Source organism: Streptomyces sp. NPDC056169 (assembly GCF_042268445.1).
In the GTDB taxonomy this organism is placed as follows: domain Bacteria; phylum Actinomycetota; class Actinomycetes; order Streptomycetales; family Streptomycetaceae; genus Streptomyces.
The window spans coordinates 90,006-107,261 of sequence record NZ_JBHJUO010000008.1 but is presented as its reverse complement, the minus strand read 5'-3'; the positions used below and the strand labels follow the sequence as shown (position 1 = coordinate 107,261).

Here is a 17,256-nt window from a genome sequence, read left to right as displayed (position 1 = left end):
GGGCGGTGGAGCTTCGCCATTGACGGTGATGTTTGAATGTGATTCTTTGTGCGTGGTTCTGTTTGATCCCGCCCGGAGGGCACCCCCGTGAAGAAGACCGTCACCACGCTCGCCGACGGGCGCGAGCTCATCTACTACGACTCGCGCGACGACGCCGTCCGCGACGCCGTCGACCCGCGCCCCCTCACCCCCGTCGTCTCCCGCTCCGAGATCCGGTACGACGAGCTCACCGGCGACCCCGTCGCCGTCGCCTCGCACCGGCAGGCCCGCACCTACCAGCCGCCGGCCGACGCCTGCCCCCTCTGCCCCGGCGGCCGGGACGGCCACGAGAGCGAGATCCCCGTCGCGGACTACGAGGTGGTGGTCTTCGAGAACCGCTTCCCGTCCCTCTCCGGCGGCGTCGGCCGCTGCGAGGTCGTCTGCTTCACCGACGAGCACACCGCCTCCTTCGCCGGCCTCACCGAGGAGCGGGCCCGGCTCGTCCTCGACGCCTGGACCGACCGGACCGCCGCACTCTCCGCGCTGCCCGGCGTCGAGCAGGTCTACTGCTTCGAGAACCGCGGCCAGGAGATCGGCGTCACCCTGCCCCACTCGCACGGCCAGATCTACGCCTTCCCGTACGTCACGCCCCGCACGGCCCGGATGCGGAGCCGTCTCGACGAGCACCGCGCCGCGACCGGACGGAACCTCTTCGACGACGTCGTCGCCCGGGAGCGGGCCGACGGCGAGCGCGTGGTCCTGGAGACCGCGCACTGGATCGCCTTCGTGCCGTACGCCGCCCACTGGCCGTACGAGGTCCACCTGTACCCCAAGCACCGGGTGCCCGACCTGCTCGCCCTCGACGAGGCCGCCCGCACAGAGTTCGCACAGGTCTACCTGGAACTCTTGAGGCGCTTCGACCGGCTCTTCGGCCCGGACGAGCCGCCGACGCCCTACATCGCCGCCTGGCACCAGGCGCCCTTCACGGACGAGCGGCGCGAGGACTTCGGACTGCACCTGGAGCTTTTCACCGTCCGACGGGCCTCTGGCAAGCTGAAGTTCCTCGCGGGCACCGAGTCCGGCATGGGCGCGTTCATGAACGACGTACGGCCGGAGGACGCGGCCCGACGCATCCGAGAGGTGGCCACCGCATGACCACGACCGCGAAGAAGTACCTGGTGACGGGAGGGGCCGGGTACGTGGGCAGCGTCGTCGCCGCCCACCTCCTGGAGCGGGGCCACCGGGTCACCGTCCTCGACGACCTCTCCACCGGTTTCGCCGAAGGCGTCCCGGACGGCGCCGAGTTCATCGAGGGCCGCATCCAGGACGCCGCACGGTGGCTGGACTCCGGTTACGACGGCGTCCTGCACTTCGCCGCCTTCTCGCAGGTCGGCGAGTCCGTCGCCAAGCCCGAGAAGTACTGGGAGAACAACGTCGGCGGCACCATGGCCCTCCTCGCCGCCATGCGCGCGGCCGGGGTGCGCCGGCTCGTCTTCTCCTCCACCGCCGCGACCTACGGCGAGCCGGAGTCCGTGCCGATCACCGAGTCCGCGCCGACCGCGCCCACCAGCCCGTACGGCGCGAGCAAGCTGGCCGTCGACCACATGATCGGCGGGGAGTGCGCCGCGCACGGCCTGGCCGCCGTCTCGCTGCGCTACTTCAACGTGGCCGGGGCGTACGGCTCGCTCGGCGAGCGCCACGCGCCCGAGTCGCACCTGATCCCGCTTGTCCTCCAGGTCGCCCTGGGCGAGCGCGAGGCCATCTCCGTGTACGGCGAGGACTACCCGACCCCGGACGGCACCTGCGTCCGCGACTACATCCACGTCGCCGACCTCGCCGAGGCCCACGTCCTCGCCCTCGACGCGATGACGGCGGACACCGTGCCGGCGGGGGAGCACCTGGTCTGCAACCTCGGCAACGGCAACGGCTTCTCCGTCCGCGAGGTCGTCGAGACCGTACGGAAGGTCACCGGCCACCCGATCCCGGAGATCACCGCCGCCCGCCGCCCCGGCGACCCGGCCGCCCTGGTCGCCTCCGCCGAGGCCGCCCGCGAGCGGCTCGGCTGGACGCCGTCCCGCCCGGACCTGGCGGACGTGGTCGCCGACGCCTGGGCCTTCGCACGCCTTCGCGCCGAGGGGGTCCGGCCATGACGTCGACGAGTGTCGCCGCCGGCTTCGAGGCGCTGTACGGCGCCGCCCCCGACGGGGTGTGGGCCGCCCCCGGGCGGGTCAACCTCATCGGTGAGTACACCGACTTCAACGACGGCTTCGTGCTGCCGCTCGCGCTGCCGCACACCGCCGTCGCCGCCGTCTCCCGCCGCGACGACGGGATCCTGCGCCTGCACTCCGCCGACATCGACGGCGGGATCGTGCAGCTGGAGACCGACGCCCTGGAGCCGCTCTCCGGCGGCGGCTGGGCGGCCTACCCGGCCGGTGTCGTCTGGGCGCTGCGGGAGGCCGGCCACCCGGTGACGGGGGCCGACATCCACCTCGCCTCGACCGTCCCGACGGGCGCGGGGCTCTCCTCCTCGGCGGCCCTGGAGGTCGTCACCGCGCTCGCCCTGAACGACCTCTTCGGCCTCGGGCTCTCCCGGCCCGACATCGCGCGGCTCGCCCAGCGCGCGGAGAACGCCTTCGTCGGCGTCCCCTGCGGGGTCATGGACCAGATGGCCTCCGCGTGCGCCGAGGAGGGCCATGCCCTCCATCTGGACACCCGTGACCTCTCGTACCGTCAGGTCCCCTTCGACCTGGCGGGCGAGGGGCTCCGGCTGCTCGTCGTCGACACCCGCGTGAAGCACGCGCTCGGGGACGGCGCGTACGCGGAGCGGCGCGCCGGTTGTGAAGCGGGTGCGCGGGCGCTCGGCGTGCGGGCCCTGCGCGACGTGAGCGCCGCGCACCTACCCGAATCCCTCGCACTCCTGAGCGACGAGACGGTTCTGCGCTATGTCCGGCACGTCGTCACGGACAACGCCCGGGTCGAGCGCGTGATCGCGCTGCTCGACGCCGGGGACACCCGGGCCGTCGGCCCGGTCCTCACCGAGGGCCACGCCTCCCTCCGGGACGATCTGCGGGTCTCCTGCCCCGAGCTGGACCTCGTGGTCGAGGCGGCGAACGCGGCCGGGGCGCTCGGCGCCCGTATGACCGGCGGCGGCTTCGGCGGCTCGGCCGTCGTCCTGGTCGAGACCGACCGGGCGGAGGCGGTCACCGCCGCCGTCGGGAAGGCCTTCGCCGAGGCCGGGTACGCGGCCCCCGGGGTCTTCCCCGCCGTGCCCGCGGAGGGCGCGCGCAGGATCTGAACCCGGTCAACCGTACGTACGACTTCGGACAGTTCCGCCAAACGGCCCCCGCCGCGACGCCCCGCCCCTAACCTGAGGGGCAGCGCCGGTGGGGGCCGGTGCTGTTCAGGGGTCGAGACCTGCCGGGTACGGCGCCACAAGCGGGGGTAACAGTCAACGCACGGCGGCGGCCGCGCGACCGGCGGACCCGCCTCCGGCGCCGTGCCCGCGCCGGTCCGTTCCTCGACACTTGGGGGTGTCCGTGGCACGTATCCGGGTCCTGGTGGTGGACGACCACCGCATCTTCGCCGAGTCGCTGGCCGCCGCTCTCGCGGCGGAGCCCGACGTCGACGTCTCCGCCGCGGGCAGCGGCCCGGCCGCCTTGCGCTGCCTGGACCGCGCGATCGCGGAGGGGCGGCGCTTCGACGTGCTGCTCGTCGACGCCGAGTTGGGAGCGGGGACCACCGGGGCCGCGGCGGCGCGCGCGGTGCCGGACCAGGCGGAGCCCGCCGTCGACGGGATCTCCCTGGTCGCGGGGGTGCGCAGGGCCCAGCCCGCCGTCCGTACCGTCGTCCTCGCCGAGAAGGACGACCCGCGCAGGGCGGCGCTCGCGCTCCAGGCCGGGGCCTCCGGGTGGGTGGCGAAGGACTGCTCGCTCCAGCGCCTCCTGGCGGTGGTGCGCGGGGTGCTGCGGGACGAGACGCATCTGCCGCCCGCGCTGCTCACGGGCGTCCTGCGGGAGCTCACGGCGGCCCGCAAGCACCGGACGGACAGCGAGCGGCTCGTGGAGGCGCTGACCCCGCGCGAGCGGGAGGTGCTGCGCTGCATGGTCGCGGGCCTGGGCCGCAAGGCGGTCGCCGAGCGGCTCTTCCTCTCCCCGCACACCGTCCGTACGCACATGCAGAACGTGCTGGGGAAGCTGGGCGTCCACTCGACCCTCGCGGCGGTGGCGCTGGCCCGCCGCGCGGGCGTCGGCCCGGCGGCGCTGGAAGCGGACGGCCCGCCCGCTCAGGCGCTAGCCGGGGACGTTGTCGAACGGGGCGGTCAGCCGGCGTAGCAGCGCGGCCAGTTCGCCGCGCTGGGCGCGGGAGAGCTGCGCGAGGATGGCGCGCTCCTGGGCGAGGAGCCCGGCGAGCGCCTCGTCGGCGCGGTCGCGGCCCTCGGGGGTGAGCCGGACGAGGACTCCGCGCCGGTCGCTGGGGTCGGGGAGCCGCTCGACCAGGCCCTTCTTGGTGAGCCGGTCGATGCGGTTGGTCATGGTGCCGGAGGTGACCAGAGTCTGCGTCAGGAGCTGGCCGGGAGAGAGCTGGTAGGGAGCGCCGGCCCGGCGGAGCGAGGTGAGGACGTCGAACTCCCAGGGCTCCAGCTGGTGCTCGGAGAAGGCGAGCCGACGGGCGCGGTCGAGGTGCCGGGCGAGCCGCGAGACGCGGCTGAGCACCTCGAGCGGTTCCACGTCGAGGTCGGGGCGCTCGCGGCGCCATGCTGCGACCAGTCGGTCGACCTCGTCCTCCATGACGATCAGTGTAGAGGGTCTGTTGACATAAAGTCTCTTGTGTTCGAGTTTCTCGATCTCAAGAATCTTGATTACGAGATATATTTCCCCGGAGTGTGGGGAAGAGACCGGGCCGGAACACCGTTCCGCTTCGGCAACTCGTTCCAGCAAGGGGGCTTCGAACATGCATTCCGTGGAATCCGCCGCGCCAACCTGGGATCCGCAGCAGTACCTCCGCCACTCCGGCCACCGCACCCGTCCCTTCCTCGACCTGCTCGCCCGAATACCGCGCCTGCCGGCCCAGGGCCGGCCCGCCCGCATCGCCGACCTCGGCTGCGGCCCGGGAAACGTGACGGCGCTCCTCGCCGACCACTGGGCCGACGCCCACATCACCGGCTTCGACCTCTCACCCGACATGCTGGAGCGCGCCGAGAAGGACTGGTCCGGCACCACCCGGGGCGGCGGCTGGCTCGACTTCCGGCCCGCCGACGCCGCGCACTGGACGCCCGACGAGCCGTACGACCTGATCGTCTCCAACGCGGCCCTCCAGTGGGTGCCGAACCACCCCGAGTCCTTCGCCGCGTGGATCGACGGGCTCCGCCCCGGCGGCACCCTCGCCTTCCAGGTCCCCGGCAACTTCACCGCGCCCAGCCACGCCCTCATCGGCGAGCTCTGCGACACCCCCGAGTGGCGGGACCGCCTCGGCGACCAGGGCCGCCGCTTCGTCCACATCCTCGACGCGGCCGAGTACCTCACCCGGCTCAGCGACCTCGGCTGCGAGACCGAGGTCTGGGAGACGACCTACTGCCGGCTCCTCCAGGGCGAGGACCCCGTCCTCGACTGGGTGATGGGCACGGCGCTGCGGCCCGTCCTCACGACCCTGGGCGACGACCACGAGGCGATCGACGCGTTCGTCGCGCAGTACCGCACCCGCCTCCGCCAGGCCTACCCGCCGGGCCCGCACGGCACGGTCTTCCCGTTCCGCCGCGTCTTCGCCGTCGCGCACAAGCCGGCGTGAGCGCCTCGACGCACGGACGCTTAAGCACGGGCGCCCCGCACCGGAGAACCGGTGCGGGGCGCCCGTGAGCGTTTTCTAGTACAGGTCGGCGTAGGTCTGGAAGCCGTGGCCGATGTTCACCCGGGGGGTGAGCGTGGCCTTGCCCGTACCCAGGTAGCGGTACAGATCGCCCGCCGCGTTGACCGCGACCAGGTCGGCCTTGCCGTCGCCGTTCAGGTCGCCCGGCGTCGCCAGCTTGTTGTACGTGCCCCAGCCACCGCCGAGGCTCACGCGCTTGGCGAAGGGGGCGGTCTTGGAGCCCGTGCCCTTGTACAGCCACAGGGTGCCGGAGCCGTCGCGGGCCAGCAGGTCCGTACGGCCGTCGCCCGAGAAGTCGCCCGCACCGAGGATGCGGTTGTAGGCGCTCCAGCCGTCACCGACGCGGATACGGGAGGCCACGGCTGTGCCGTTGCCGTTGCCGGGGTACAGGTAGAGGACGCCGGAACGGTCCCGGGCGACCAGGTCGGCCTTGCCGTCGCCGGTCAGGTCGCCGGGGCCGACGATCTGGTTGTAGATCTGCCAGCCGCCGCCGAGGTCGGTCTCACCGTTGTTGTACAGGTGGCCTTGGTAGACCTCCAGGAGGTCGGCGAAGGCGCCCGCGTCCAGGGCGGAGGCGTACACGATGTTCGCGCCCTCCCAGCCGTTGGTAACGCCCCACTGCCCGCGGGCGGTGAGCTTGCCGGTGTTCGTGTCGCCGTACCAGAAGAGCGTCGAGGCCTTGTCGCGGGCGAGGAACCCGCTCCGGCCGGCGGTCGGGATGTTGCCCGCCGCGCCGAACTGGTCCGCGTGGGTCCAGCCGCCGTTGAGCTTTACCGGGGCCGTGTACGTGCCGTTGCCGAGGCCGCTGTAGGCGTGGATGGCGCCGTTGTGGTCGCGGGCGAGCAGGTCGGCGCGGCCGTCGTGGTTGCGGTCGTCGGCGGCGATGATCTGGTTGTACGTGTTCCAGCCCTGGCCGAGCAGCTTGGGGGCCTTGAAGGGCGCGGCCGGGTTGCCGGTGGAGCCGTAGAAGAACAGCCGGCCGTCGGTGGCCCGGGCGACGATGTCGCCGCGGCCGTCGCCGCTGTTGTCGCCGATGCCGACGACCTGGTCGTAGATGCCCCAGTTGTGACCGACCTTCACCCGGGAGGCGAAGGGCGTACTGCCGCCGGTCCAGCGGTAGTAGTAGAGGTCGCCGTTGTGCTGGCGGGCGAGCACGTCGGCCTTGCCGTCGCCGTTGATGTCGCCGGGCGAGAACACCTTGTTGTAGATGTTCCAGCCCTTGCCCGCCCACGCGTACGAGGCGGAGGCGGTGGTCGCGTGGGTGTACAGCCGGACGACGCCCTCCTTGCCGACGGTGAGGAGCTCGGGGCGGCCCGAGCCGTCCTGGTCGCCGAGCGGAACGAGGTCGAGGTCGAGGAGCGCCTCGGAGGTCTCGAACTCGCTGCTCGCGGCGGACGTGAACGTCCGGCCGTTCTGGCCGCGGTAGACCAGATCGGGCCAGCCGTCGCCGTTCACGTCGAAGCGCGGCTTCACGGCCGCCGTCGCGGCGGCGATGCGGGCCGAGCCCGTCTCGACCGCCGGCTGCGTCATGTCCAGCTTCGTGAACGCGGTGCCACCGCTCTGCGGGTGCTCCGGGACGGGACGGGGGCCGTTCTCGGCCACGGCCGGCGAGGCGAGGAGCATGCCGGCGGAGAGGGCGAGCGCGGTGCAGGTGGTCACACGGCGGGCGCGGGTACGCCCGAGGAATGCGGAACGCAAAGGTCTCCCTGGGAAGGTGGGATCAGGAGAAGGGGAAAGAGGCCCGGGGGCGTCAGGACATCGAGTTGTAGATGCCGTAGCCGTTGCCGATCTTGGAACGGCCGGCGAACTTGCCCGGGGTGGTGTTCAGGTACCGGTAGAGGTCACCGGCCGAGGTCACACCGAGGATGTCGGCCTTGCCGTCGGCGTTCAGGTCGCCGGGGGCGGTGAGGTGCTTGTACGTGTTCCAGCCGAGGCCGACGCTGATGCGCGTCGTGAAGGGCGTGTTGGCGTTGCCGCTGCCCGGGTAGAGGAACAGCTCGCCGCCGGTGGTGCGGGCCAGCAGGTCGGCCCGGCCGTCGCCGGTGTAGTCGCCCGCGCCGAGGAGCTTGTTGAAGCCGCCCCAGCCGCCGCCGACCCGGATCCGGGTCGCGAAGGCGTCGCCCTTGCCGTTGCCGCGGTACAGGTAGAGGACGCCGGAGCGGTCGCGGGCGAGCAGGTCGGCCTTGCCGTCGCCGCTCAGGTCACCGGGGCCGACGAGGGCGTTGTAGACGCCCCAGCCGCTGCCGATGGGGCTGTAGTCGATCCAGAGGCTGCCGTCGCTCCAGACGTCGGCGATGTCGGAGTAGCTGTCCGAGTTGAACGAGGACGTGTTCGTGAAGCTGCTGTCCGCGTACTCGCCCGGGTCGCTCAGGTCACCGGCCGCGATCAGCTTGCCGGTCGTGTCGGCGAAGTACCCCTTGAGCGTGCCGGCGCCGGTCCGCCCGACGAGGGTGTCCTTGCCCGTGTACGGGTTGCCGCCGCCGCCGGAGAACTGGACGATGCCGAGGCCGTCGCCCGGGTTGCCGAGCTGCTGGCGCCCGGCGAGGGTGCCGTTGGAGCTGGTGACGTAGGTGTAGAAGGTGCCGTCGTTGGTCCGGGCGAGGAGAACGCCCTGGCCGAAGTTGGTGATCTGGTTGTACGCGCCCCAGCCGCCGCCGATCAGCTTCTTGCCGGCGAACGGAGCGGCCGTGCTGCCCGTGCCGGAGTAGAAGAAGAGGCTGCCGGAGCGGTCGCGGCCGTACAGGTCGGCGCGGCCGTCGCCGGTCACGTCGCCGGCGCCGACGAGCTGGTCGTAGGCGTTCCAGCCGCCGCCGACGCTGATCCGGCCGCCGAGCGGACGGTCCAGGTCGCCGGTGGCCAGGTACAGGTAGAGCCGGCCGTCCTTGGCACGGGCGACCACGTCGGCGCGACCGTCGTTGTTCACGTCACCGGGCGACACGATCTTGTTGTAGACCTGCCAGCCGCCGCCCACCGTGCTCTCGTACGGCGTGCCGGTCGGGCCGACGTCGGTGTACAGCTTCAGCGTGCCGTTCTCGGAGAGGACGAGCACCTCGGGCTCGGCCGTGTCGCCGCCCTGGTTGCCGATCGGGATGATCTCCGTCGCGACGTCCTCGAAGCGGTAGAGATCGAAGAACTCCTCCTCCGCCAGCGGCGCGGTCGAGTAGAGCTCGCCGTCGATGGCACGGTAGATGAGGTCGTCGGCGCCGTCGCCGTCCAGGTCGGAGAGCGGCAGCGAGGACGCGGTCCCGGCGGCGGCCGCGCCCGCGCGGGTCGTGCCCTGCTTGGGGTGCGTCAGCTGAGGCGGCGCGAAGGAACGCTCCACCTGCTTGGCCGCCGGCGTCGGCGCCGGCTCGTCCGCCGAGGCAGGGCCCGCCAGGATCATGCCGGCGGAGAGGGCGAGTGCGGTGCAGGCGGCGATGCGGCCCGCGCGCTTGGAGTTACGGAAACGCAAGGAGATCCCCCCCAGGGATCAGAGGTTCGACTGAACCGGGTTGGGGGGCTCGAGCAGCGTCGAACGGTGTCAGCGCAGGCCAAGCGCCTGTTCAGGCGAGCACGCGGAGACGGCCTCGCCCGACGGTCGGAACACCCCCCTGGATGTTGAAATGGATTCTACCCACGGGGGGATGTCGCGCCAGAGCTTTACTGAACGCATTCGAAATCAGACCGTCCGGTCCGCCTGTTCGGCGGGATGTACCCGGACGATCCGGTCAGTTCTTGCGATGCCCTATCAACCGCGGCTTCTGCTCCAGACCGTCAAGTCCGTGCCACGCCAGGTTCACCAGGTGCGCCGCGACCTCCGCCTTGTCCGGCTTCCGTACGTCCAGCCACCACTGGCCCGTCAGCGCCACACTGCCCACCAGCGCCTGCGCGTACAGCGGGGCCAGCTTCGGGTCGAAGCCGCGGTTCTTGAACTCCATCCCGAGGATGTCCTCGACCTGCGTGGCGATGTCGCTGATCAGCGAGGCGAACGTGCCCGTCGACTGCGCCACCGGCGAATCCCGCACCAGGATCCGGAAACCGTCCGTGTAGTTCTCGATGTAGTCGAGCAGCGCGAACGCCGCCTGCTCCAGGAGCTCCCGCGGATGGCCCGCGGTCAGCGCGCCCGTCACCCCGTCCAGGAGCTGCCGCATCTCCCGGTCGACGACGACCGCGTACAGCCCCTCCTTGCCGCCGAAGTGCTCGTACACCACCGGCTTGGAGACCCCGGCCTTCGCCGCGATCTCCTCCACCGACGTGCCCTCGAAGCCCTTCTCGGCGAACAGCGTGCGGCCGATGTCGAGGAGCTGCTCCCGGCGCTCCGCGCCCGTCATCCGCACCCGGCGGCCACGCCGGGGCTTCTGCTCGCCACCGCTACCGCCGCCGGCACTGTCGGTGCCGCCGGTGCCACTGGTACTGCCGTCGATCGCCACGTCTTCCATCATGCCGCTTCTGCGGACGGGTTCTGCCGCCGGGCTTCGACGCGTTCCTTCGCCGGCCAGCGCACGTCCGACGCCCAGCCCGCCAGCTCGAACCAGCGGATCAGCCGCGCGCTGGAGTCGACCTGGCCGCGCAGCACCCCGTGCCGGGCCGAGGTCGGGTCCGCGTGGTGCAGGTTGTGCCAGGACTCGCCGCAGGACAGCACCGCCAGCCACCACACGTTGCCCGAGCGGTCACGCGACTTGAAGGGACGCTTGCCCACCGCGTGGCAGATCGAGTTGATCGACCAGGTCACGTGGTGCAGCAGCGCCACCCGGACCAGCGAGCCCCAGAAGAACGCGGTGAACGCGCCCCACCACGACATCGTCACCAGACCGCCCACCAGCGGCGGGATCGCCAGCGACAGGATCGTGAAGGAGAGGAACTGGCGCGAGATCGCCCGGATCGCCGGGTCCTTGATCAGATCGGGGGCGTACTTGTGCTGCGGCGTCCGCTCCTCGTCGAACATCCAGCCGATGTGCGCCCACCACAGGCCCTTCATCAGGGCCGGGACCGTCTCCCCGAAGCGCCACGGCGAGTGCGGGTCGCCCTCCGCGTCCGAGAACTTGTGGTGCTTGCGGTGGTCCGCCACCCAGCGCACGAGCGGACCCTCCACGGCCAGCGAGCCCATGACCGCCAGCGCGATCCGCAGCGGCCGCTTCGCCTTGAAGGAACCGTGCGTGAAGTAGCGGTGGAAACCGATCGTGATCCCGTGGCAGCCGATGTAGTACATCGCCACCATCAGCCCGAGATCCAGCCAGCTCACCCCCCAGCCCCAGGCCAGCGGCACCGCCGCGAGCAGCGCCACGAACGGCACGGTGATGAACAGCGCCAGGGCGATCTGCTCGGCCGATCCCTTGCTGTCACCGCCCAGCGTGGCGGAGGGCAGGGCCGTGGCGCCGACGGGCGCCTCGGGTGCCTCGGGCGCCGAGGTCACCTCGGGGCTAGTGGTCATGGGTGTCCCCTGGGGATGAGGGTGAGGGTGAAAGAGCGGAAAACCAGGCCGTGGCTACGCTTCCGTAACCTACGGCGTCGTAAGTATGGCAGCGCCGTGACGCGCGGCAAGAGGGCACGAGAGGGGCGTTGGCCACGCCGCCCCGGCGGACACCTATCCTGGGTGCGTCGGACAGCGCGGTCCGCAAGCCTCCAGTACCCCTCCAGACGTGCTCAAACACTGCAAGGAGCCGCACCTGTGAGCAGTGCCGACCAGACCCCCACCGCCAGCACCGAGCTGCGAGCCGACATCCGCCGACTGGGCGATCTCCTCGGCGAGACCCTCGTCCGCCAGGAAGGCCACGAGCTCCTCGACCTCGTCGAGAAGGTCCGCCGCCTCACCCGCGAGGACGGCGAGGCCGCCGCCGAGCTGCTCCAGGGCGTCGAGCTGGAGACCGCAGCCAAGCTGGTGCGCGCCTTCTCCACCTACTTCCACCTGGCGAACGTCACCGAGCAGGTCCACCGCGGCCGCGAGATGCGCGAGAAGCGCGCCGCCGAGGGCGGCCTCCTCGCCCGCACCGCCGACATGCTCAAGGACGGCGACCCCGAGCACGTCCGCGAGACGGTCAAGAACCTCAACGTGCGCCCCGTCTTCACCGCGCACCCCACCGAGGCCGCCCGCCGCTCCGTACTCAACAAGCTGCGCCGGATCGCCGCCCTCCTGGAGACCCCGGTCATCGAGGCCGACCGGCGCCGCCACGACCTGCGACTCGCCGAGAACATCGACCTCATCTGGCAGACCGACGAGCTCCGGGTCGTCCGCCCCGAGCCCGCCGACGAGGCGCGCAACGCCATCTACTACCTCGACGAGCTGCACGCCAACGCCGTCGGCGACGTCCTGGAGGACCTCGCCGCCGAGCTGGAGCGCGTCGGCGTCGAACTGCCCGCCGGGACGCGCCCGCTGACCTTCGGCACCTGGATCGGCGGCGACCGCGACGGCAACCCCAACGTCACCCCGCAGGTGACCTGGGACGTCCTGATCCTCCAGCACGAGCACGGCATCACCGACGCCCTCGAACTCGTCGACTACCTGCGCGGACTGCTCTCCAACTCCATCCGCTACACCGGAGCCACCCAGGAACTCCTGGACTCCCTCCAGCGCGACCTGGAGCTCCTCCCGGAGATCAGCCCCCGCTACAAGCGCCTCAACGCCGAGGAGCCGTACCGCCTCAAGGCGACCTGCATCCGGCAGAAGCTCGTCAACACCCGCGAGCGCCTCGCCACCGGCACCCCGCACCAGGACGGCCGCGACTACCTCGGCACCGCCGAGCTGATCCACGACCTCACCCTGATCCAGACCTCGCTGCGCGAGCACCGCGGCGGCCTCTTCGCCGACGGCCGGATGGACCGCACCATCCGCACCCTCTCGGCCTTCGGCCTCCAGCTCGCCACCATGGACGTCCGCGAGCACGCCGACGCGCACCACCACGCCCTCGGCCAGCTCTTCGACCGCCTCGGCGAGGAGTCCTGGCGGTACGCGGACATGCCCCGCGACTACCGGCAGAAGCTGCTCGCCAAGGAGCTGCGCTCGCGCCGCCCGCTCGCCCCGACCCCGGCCCCGCTGGACGCCGCGGGCGAGAAGACCCTCGGCGTCTTCCACACCATCAAGCAGGCCTTCGAGCGCTTCGGCCCCGAGGTCATCGAGTCGTACATCATCTCGATGTGCCAGGGCGCCGACGACGTCTTCGCCGCGGCCGTCCTCGCCCGCGAGGCCGGCCTGATCGACCTGCACGCCGGCTGGGCCAAGATCGGCATCGTGCCGCTCCTGGAGACCACCGACGAGCTCAAGGCCGCCGACGTCATCCTCAACGACATGCTGGCCGACCCCTCCTACCGGCGCCTCGTCTCGCTCCGCGGCGACGTCCAGGAGGTCATGCTCGGCTACTCGGACTCGTCGAAGTTCGGCGGCATCACCACGAGCCAGTGGGAGATCCACCGCGCTCAGCGTCGCCTCCGCGACGTCGCCCACCGCTACGGCGTGCGCCTGCGCCTCTTCCACGGCCGCGGCGGCACCGTCGGCCGCGGCGGCGGCCCCTCGCACACCGCGATCCTCGCGCAGCCCTGGGGCACCCTGGAGGGCGAGATCAAGGTGACCGAGCAGGGCGAGGTCATCTCCGACAAGTACCTGATCCCGTCCCTGGCGCGGGAGAACCTGGAACTGACGGTGGCCGCCACCCTCCAGGCCTCCGCGCTGCACACCTCCCCGCGCCAGTCCGACGAGGCCCTCGCCCGCTGGGACGCGGCCATGGACACCGTCTCGGACGCCGCGCACACCGCGTACCGCAAGCTCGTCGAGGACCCGGACCTGCCCTCGTACTTCTTCGCGGCCACCCCGGTCGACCAGCTCGCCGACCTCCACCTGGGCTCCCGCCCGTCGCGCCGCCCCGACTCGGGTGCCGGTCTCGACGGACTGCGCGCCATCCCGTGGGTCTTCGGCTGGACGCAGTCCCGGCAGATCGTCCCCGGCTGGTTCGGCGTCGGCTCGGGCCTCAAGGCCCTGCGCGAGGCCGGTCTCGACGCGGTCCTCGGCGAGATGTACGGGAACTGGCACTTCTTCCGGAACTTCCTCGCCAACGTCGAGATGACGCTCGCGAAGACGGACCTGCGGATCGCCCGCCACTACGTCGACACCCTGGTCCCCGACGAGCTGAAGCACGTCTTCGACACCATCGAGGCCGAGCACGCGCTGACGGTCGCCGAGGTCCTCAAGGTCACCGGCGGCGAGACGCTGCTCGACTCCAACCCGGTCCTCCAGCAGACCTTCGCCATCCGCGACGCCTACCTGGACCCGATCTCCTACCTCCAGGTCGCCCTCCTCGCCCGCCAGCGCGCGGACGCCGAGCGCGGCGCGGACCCGGACCCGCTGCTCGCACGGGCCCTGCTCCTCACGGTGAACGGTGTCGCGGCGGGCCTGCGCAACACCGGCTGATCCACCCCCCCCCGCTCATGACGGTGCCCCCGTCGGAATCCTCGGACTCCGGCGGGGGCACCGTCATGTACGGGCTACGTGTACGTCAGTGCTGCTGCGCCTTGCGGCGACGGCTCACCAGGAACGCGCCGGCACCCGCGAGGGCCACGGCGACGGCGGCGAGGACGCCGACGGGGGCGCTGGAACCGGTCTCGGCGAGGTCGCCCTCACCCTTGGTGTCGGTGCCACCGGTGCCGGTACCGGCGGTCTCGCCGGCCGGGGTGGTGGCCGACGGGGACTCCGTGCCGCCCGGGGTCTCGGAGGAGCCCGGGGTCTCGGAGGCGCCAGGGGTGCCCGTCGGGGAGACGCTCTCGGTCGGGGTGCCCGGGGTGGTCTCCGAGGGGGTCTCGGTCGGGGTACCCGGGGTGGTCTCCGAGGGGGTCTCGGTCGGGGTGCCGGGGGTGGTCTCCGAGGGGGTCTCGGACGGCGTGCCCGACGGCGTGCCCGACGGCGTCGTGGTGACGCCCGCGGGGCAGGTGTGGGACAGGTTGAACCAGCCCTGCTTGACCGTGCCGTCGACCTCGGCCGAGGCGGAGACGAGCTTCGCGCCCGGCTCGGAGGTCGCGTAGGCGTGCTTGTCGCTCGGCGGGCCGAAGACCGTGATGGTCTGCTCGCCGCCGGGCTCGAACTCGACCGTCAGCTTGGTGAAGACGGCGGAGTCGCCCTTGCCGCTGCCGGGGAGCACGAAGTGCCAGCCGTCCTTGCCGGCCGGAACGGTCGGGCAGTCGCCCTTCTCGCCGAACTCGCCGGCGGTCAGCGGCAGGGACTCGATCTGGTGCAGCGGGAGCGGCTTGGGGCCCTCGGACGCGAGCGCGGCGGGGGCCAGAACGAGGGAGCCTGCCATGGCCGCGACAAGCGCGGCGGCAGGTATCAGGGAGCGTCGCATGTGCAGTCGTCCATCTGGGATGAGGGATGCCGTGGGAGGTGGCGGAGGCAGCCTATCCGTGGCTTTAAGCCATCCTTAACCCAGAGGTTCATAACGATCGCGCCGGACTCGGCAGTATCTCCGGTATCGGTCAGAGTGCGAAGAATGCGGAGACGAGAAGCGCCCCGCCCACCCCCGCGAGCGACCACGCCGTCCGCGTCATCCGCAGCCCGCCGCCGATCACCGGCGCCGCGAGCAGCAGCGCACCGCCCAGCGGCAGCCACGCGTGCAGACCGCCGCCCCACCCCGTCCGTACGCCCTCGTCCGTGCCCGGCTTCACCACCACCGGGATCGTCACGCCCTTCTCCGCCGCGACCGAGGCCTCGATCGTCAGCGTCCGCCGCGTCGACGCCGGGTCCTCGGAGGCGTACGTACCGCTGCACGTCTCCTCCGTGCAGCCGGTCACCGTCAGCGTCCCGTGCTCACGGCCCTTGGCGAGCAGGACGTGCTGGGCCGAGTCCCACGACGCCCACGCACCCCCGACGACGAGGAGCAGGGTGACCAGGGCCATGGCGGCGTTACGGACGTGCGTCATGACCCGCGATCGTACAGTCGTACGTTCGCGGCGCCAGGAACCCTACGAGTTGTACGCGGACTGGGCCCGCTCCAGGCCCTCCGCGACCAGGCACTCCACCGAGTCCGCCGCCCGGTCCACGAACCAGTCGAGGTCCTTGCGCTCCGTCGACGAGAAGTCCTTCAGGACGAAGTCCGCGACCTGCATCCGGCCCGGCGGACGCCCGATCCCGCACCGCACCCGGTGGTACTCGGGACCCATCGCCTTCGTCATCGACTTCAGACCGTTGTGCCCGTTGTCGCCGCCGCCGATCTTCAGCCGCAGCACCGCGTAGTCGATGTCCAGCTCGTCGTGGATCGCCACGATGTTCGCCGTCGGCACCTTGTAGAAGTCGCGCAGCGCCGTCACCGGACCGCCCGACAGGTTCATGTACGACATCGGCTTCGCGAGGACCACCCGGCGGCTCGAAGGCCCGGGGGGACCCATGCGGCCCTCGACGACCTGCGCCTGGGCCTTCTGCGCCCGCTTGAACGAACCGCGGATCCGCTCGGCCAGCAGGTCCACGACCATGAAGCCGATGTTGTGGCGGTTGGCCGCGTACTCGGGCCCCGGGTTGCCGAGGCCGACGATCAGCCAGGGGGCGTTGGCGTCGTCCGTCATGTGCGTCAGGTCTCCTCGTATGCGTATCCGTACGCGTATCCGTACGCGCGTCCGTGCGGGGGCAAGAGAAACGGGGTGACGGGCCGTACGGCCCGTCACCCCGTCACGTCAGGCAGAGCCTACGGCTCAGGCCTCGGCACCCTCGGTGGCCTCGGCCTCGGCCGACGGCTCCTCGGCCTGCGCGGCCAGGACCTGGAGGACGACGGCGTCGGCGTCGGTCACCAGGGTGGAGCCCTTCGGGAGGGTGATGTCCTTGGCGAGGACGGAGGCGCCGGCCTCCAGGCCCTCCACGGAGACCGTGACGGACTCGGGGAGGTGGGTGGCCTCGGCCTCGACGGAGAGGGTGTTGAGCACGTGCTCCAGCAGGTTGCCACCGGCGGCGAGCTCGCCCTCGGCCTGCACGGGGATCTCGACGGTGACCTTCTCGCCGCGCTTCACGAGGATGAGGTCGACGTGCACGAGCGAGCCCTTGATGGCGTCACGCTGGACGGCCTTCGGGATCGCCAGCTCGTTGGCGCCGTTGATGTCCAGGGAGAGCAGGACGTTCGGCGTACGCAGCGCCAGACCGAGCTCGTGGGCCGGGAGGGAGATGTGGACCGGGTCCGTGCCGTGGCCGTAGAGGACCGTGGGGACCAGGGAGGCGCGGCGCAGCTGGCGCGAGGCGCCCTTGCCGAACTCCGAGCGGACGGTGGCGGCGAGCTTGACCTCGGACATGTTGCACTCCTCGTAGATGGTGACGAAACAAGTGGTCACCCGGCCACGACTGGCGATGGCCTGCTACGAAGAGCGCGTCGATAACGGACCGCCGTGACCCTGTACATCCGTACGGGTACGGCCTCCCTCGCCGAGCAACTACGGCAGTCTACCCGCCGCCGCCGGACCGCCCAAATGGATCAACCG

The 17,256-nt window shown here is 71.7% G+C and carries 15 protein-coding genes; 6 read left to right on the top strand and 9 right to left on the bottom strand.

Annotated elements, in window-relative coordinates:
- Positions 1-87: 87 nt before the first annotated feature.
- The 4 genes from galT to ACFC0G_RS14725 all read left to right on the top strand — a co-directional run bounded on the left by galT (position 88) and on the right by ACFC0G_RS14725 (position 4,310).
- Complete coding sequence (gene galT, locus ACFC0G_RS14740) at positions 88-1,134, top strand: galactose-1-phosphate uridylyltransferase (RefSeq protein ID WP_376402648.1); 1,047 nt, start codon at positions 88-90, stop codon at positions 1,132-1,134.
- Positions 1,131-2,129: a UDP-glucose 4-epimerase GalE gene (gene galE / locus ACFC0G_RS14735; RefSeq protein ID WP_376402645.1), complete on the top strand. Its 999-nt coding sequence runs from the start codon at positions 1,131-1,133 to the stop codon at positions 2,127-2,129. Before galT ends, galE begins: the two co-directional genes overlap by 4 nt.
- Positions 2,126-3,274, top strand: a complete 1,149-nt coding sequence (gene galK, locus ACFC0G_RS14730; RefSeq protein WP_376402643.1) for a galactokinase — start codon at positions 2,126-2,128, stop codon at positions 3,272-3,274. Before galE ends, galK begins: the two co-directional genes overlap by 4 nt.
- A 241-nt stretch (positions 3,275-3,515) precedes the next feature.
- Complete coding sequence (locus ACFC0G_RS14725; protein ID WP_376402640.1) at positions 3,516-4,310, top strand: LuxR C-terminal-related transcriptional regulator; 795 nt, start codon at positions 3,516-3,518, stop codon at positions 4,308-4,310.
- Here ACFC0G_RS14725 and ACFC0G_RS14720 read toward each other — a convergent pair.
- Entirely contained in the window at positions 4,269-4,766 is a 498-nt protein-coding gene (locus ACFC0G_RS14720; RefSeq protein WP_024754861.1) for a MarR family winged helix-turn-helix transcriptional regulator, read from the bottom strand. The two genes, ACFC0G_RS14725 and ACFC0G_RS14720, sit on opposite strands and share 42 nt — an antisense overlap.
- Positions 4,767-4,929: 163 nt before the next feature.
- Between ACFC0G_RS14720 and ACFC0G_RS14715 the strand changes: the two genes are divergently transcribed.
- Complete coding sequence (locus ACFC0G_RS14715) at positions 4,930-5,763, top strand: trans-aconitate 2-methyltransferase (protein WP_376402635.1); 834 nt, start codon at positions 4,930-4,932, stop codon at positions 5,761-5,763.
- A 75-nt stretch (positions 5,764-5,838) separates the two neighbouring features.
- Here the strand turns inward: ACFC0G_RS14715 and ACFC0G_RS14710 are convergent, their stop codons facing one another.
- The 4 genes from ACFC0G_RS14710 to ACFC0G_RS14695 form a co-directional block, all read right to left on the bottom strand.
- Entirely contained in the window at positions 5,839-7,539 is a 1,701-nt protein-coding gene (locus tag ACFC0G_RS14710) for an FG-GAP repeat domain-containing protein (protein ID WP_376402634.1), read from the bottom strand.
- 52 nt (positions 7,540-7,591) lie between these two features.
- The gene (locus ACFC0G_RS14705) at positions 7,592-9,292 is read right to left on the bottom strand and encodes an FG-GAP repeat domain-containing protein (RefSeq protein ID WP_376402631.1); all 1,701 of its coding nucleotides are present in this window, start codon (positions 9,290-9,292) and stop codon (positions 7,592-7,594) included.
- Positions 9,293-9,548: 256 nt separating this feature from the next.
- The gene (locus ACFC0G_RS14700; protein ID WP_376402628.1) at positions 9,549-10,262 is read right to left on the bottom strand and encodes a TetR/AcrR family transcriptional regulator; all 714 of its coding nucleotides are present in this window, start codon (positions 10,260-10,262) and stop codon (positions 9,549-9,551) included.
- Positions 10,259-11,251, bottom strand: coding sequence for an acyl-CoA desaturase (locus tag ACFC0G_RS14695; protein WP_376402626.1), 993 nt, complete (start codon positions 11,249-11,251; stop codon positions 10,259-10,261). The genes ACFC0G_RS14700 and ACFC0G_RS14695 overlap by 4 nt, the downstream gene beginning before the upstream one ends.
- Before the next feature lie 237 nt (positions 11,252-11,488).
- Between ACFC0G_RS14695 and ppc the strand changes: the two genes are divergently transcribed.
- Positions 11,489-14,218: a phosphoenolpyruvate carboxylase gene (gene ppc / locus ACFC0G_RS14690; protein WP_376402623.1), complete on the top strand. Its 2,730-nt coding sequence runs from the start codon at positions 11,489-11,491 to the stop codon at positions 14,216-14,218.
- Between the two features lie 85 nt (positions 14,219-14,303).
- Here the strand turns inward: ppc and ACFC0G_RS14685 are convergent, their stop codons facing one another.
- From ACFC0G_RS14685 to ACFC0G_RS14670, 4 genes are all read right to left on the bottom strand, one after another.
- Positions 14,304-15,143: an LPXTG cell wall anchor domain-containing protein gene (locus ACFC0G_RS14685; RefSeq protein WP_376402620.1), complete on the bottom strand. Its 840-nt coding sequence runs from the start codon at positions 15,141-15,143 to the stop codon at positions 14,304-14,306.
- A 130-nt stretch (positions 15,144-15,273) separates the two neighbouring features.
- Entirely contained in the window at positions 15,274-15,717 is a 444-nt protein-coding gene (locus tag ACFC0G_RS14680) for a hypothetical protein (RefSeq protein WP_376402618.1), read from the bottom strand.
- Between the two features lie 42 nt (positions 15,718-15,759).
- Positions 15,760-16,356 carry an aminoacyl-tRNA hydrolase gene (gene pth, locus ACFC0G_RS14675; RefSeq protein WP_376402615.1) on the bottom strand — a complete coding sequence of 199 codons (597 nt, stop codon included), beginning with the start codon at positions 16,354-16,356 and terminating at the stop codon, positions 15,760-15,762.
- A gap of 126 nt (positions 16,357-16,482) precedes the next feature.
- Complete coding sequence (locus ACFC0G_RS14670; RefSeq protein ID WP_376402612.1) at positions 16,483-17,070, bottom strand: 50S ribosomal protein L25/general stress protein Ctc; 588 nt, start codon at positions 17,068-17,070, stop codon at positions 16,483-16,485.
- Between the last annotated feature and the right edge of the window lie 186 nt (positions 17,071-17,256).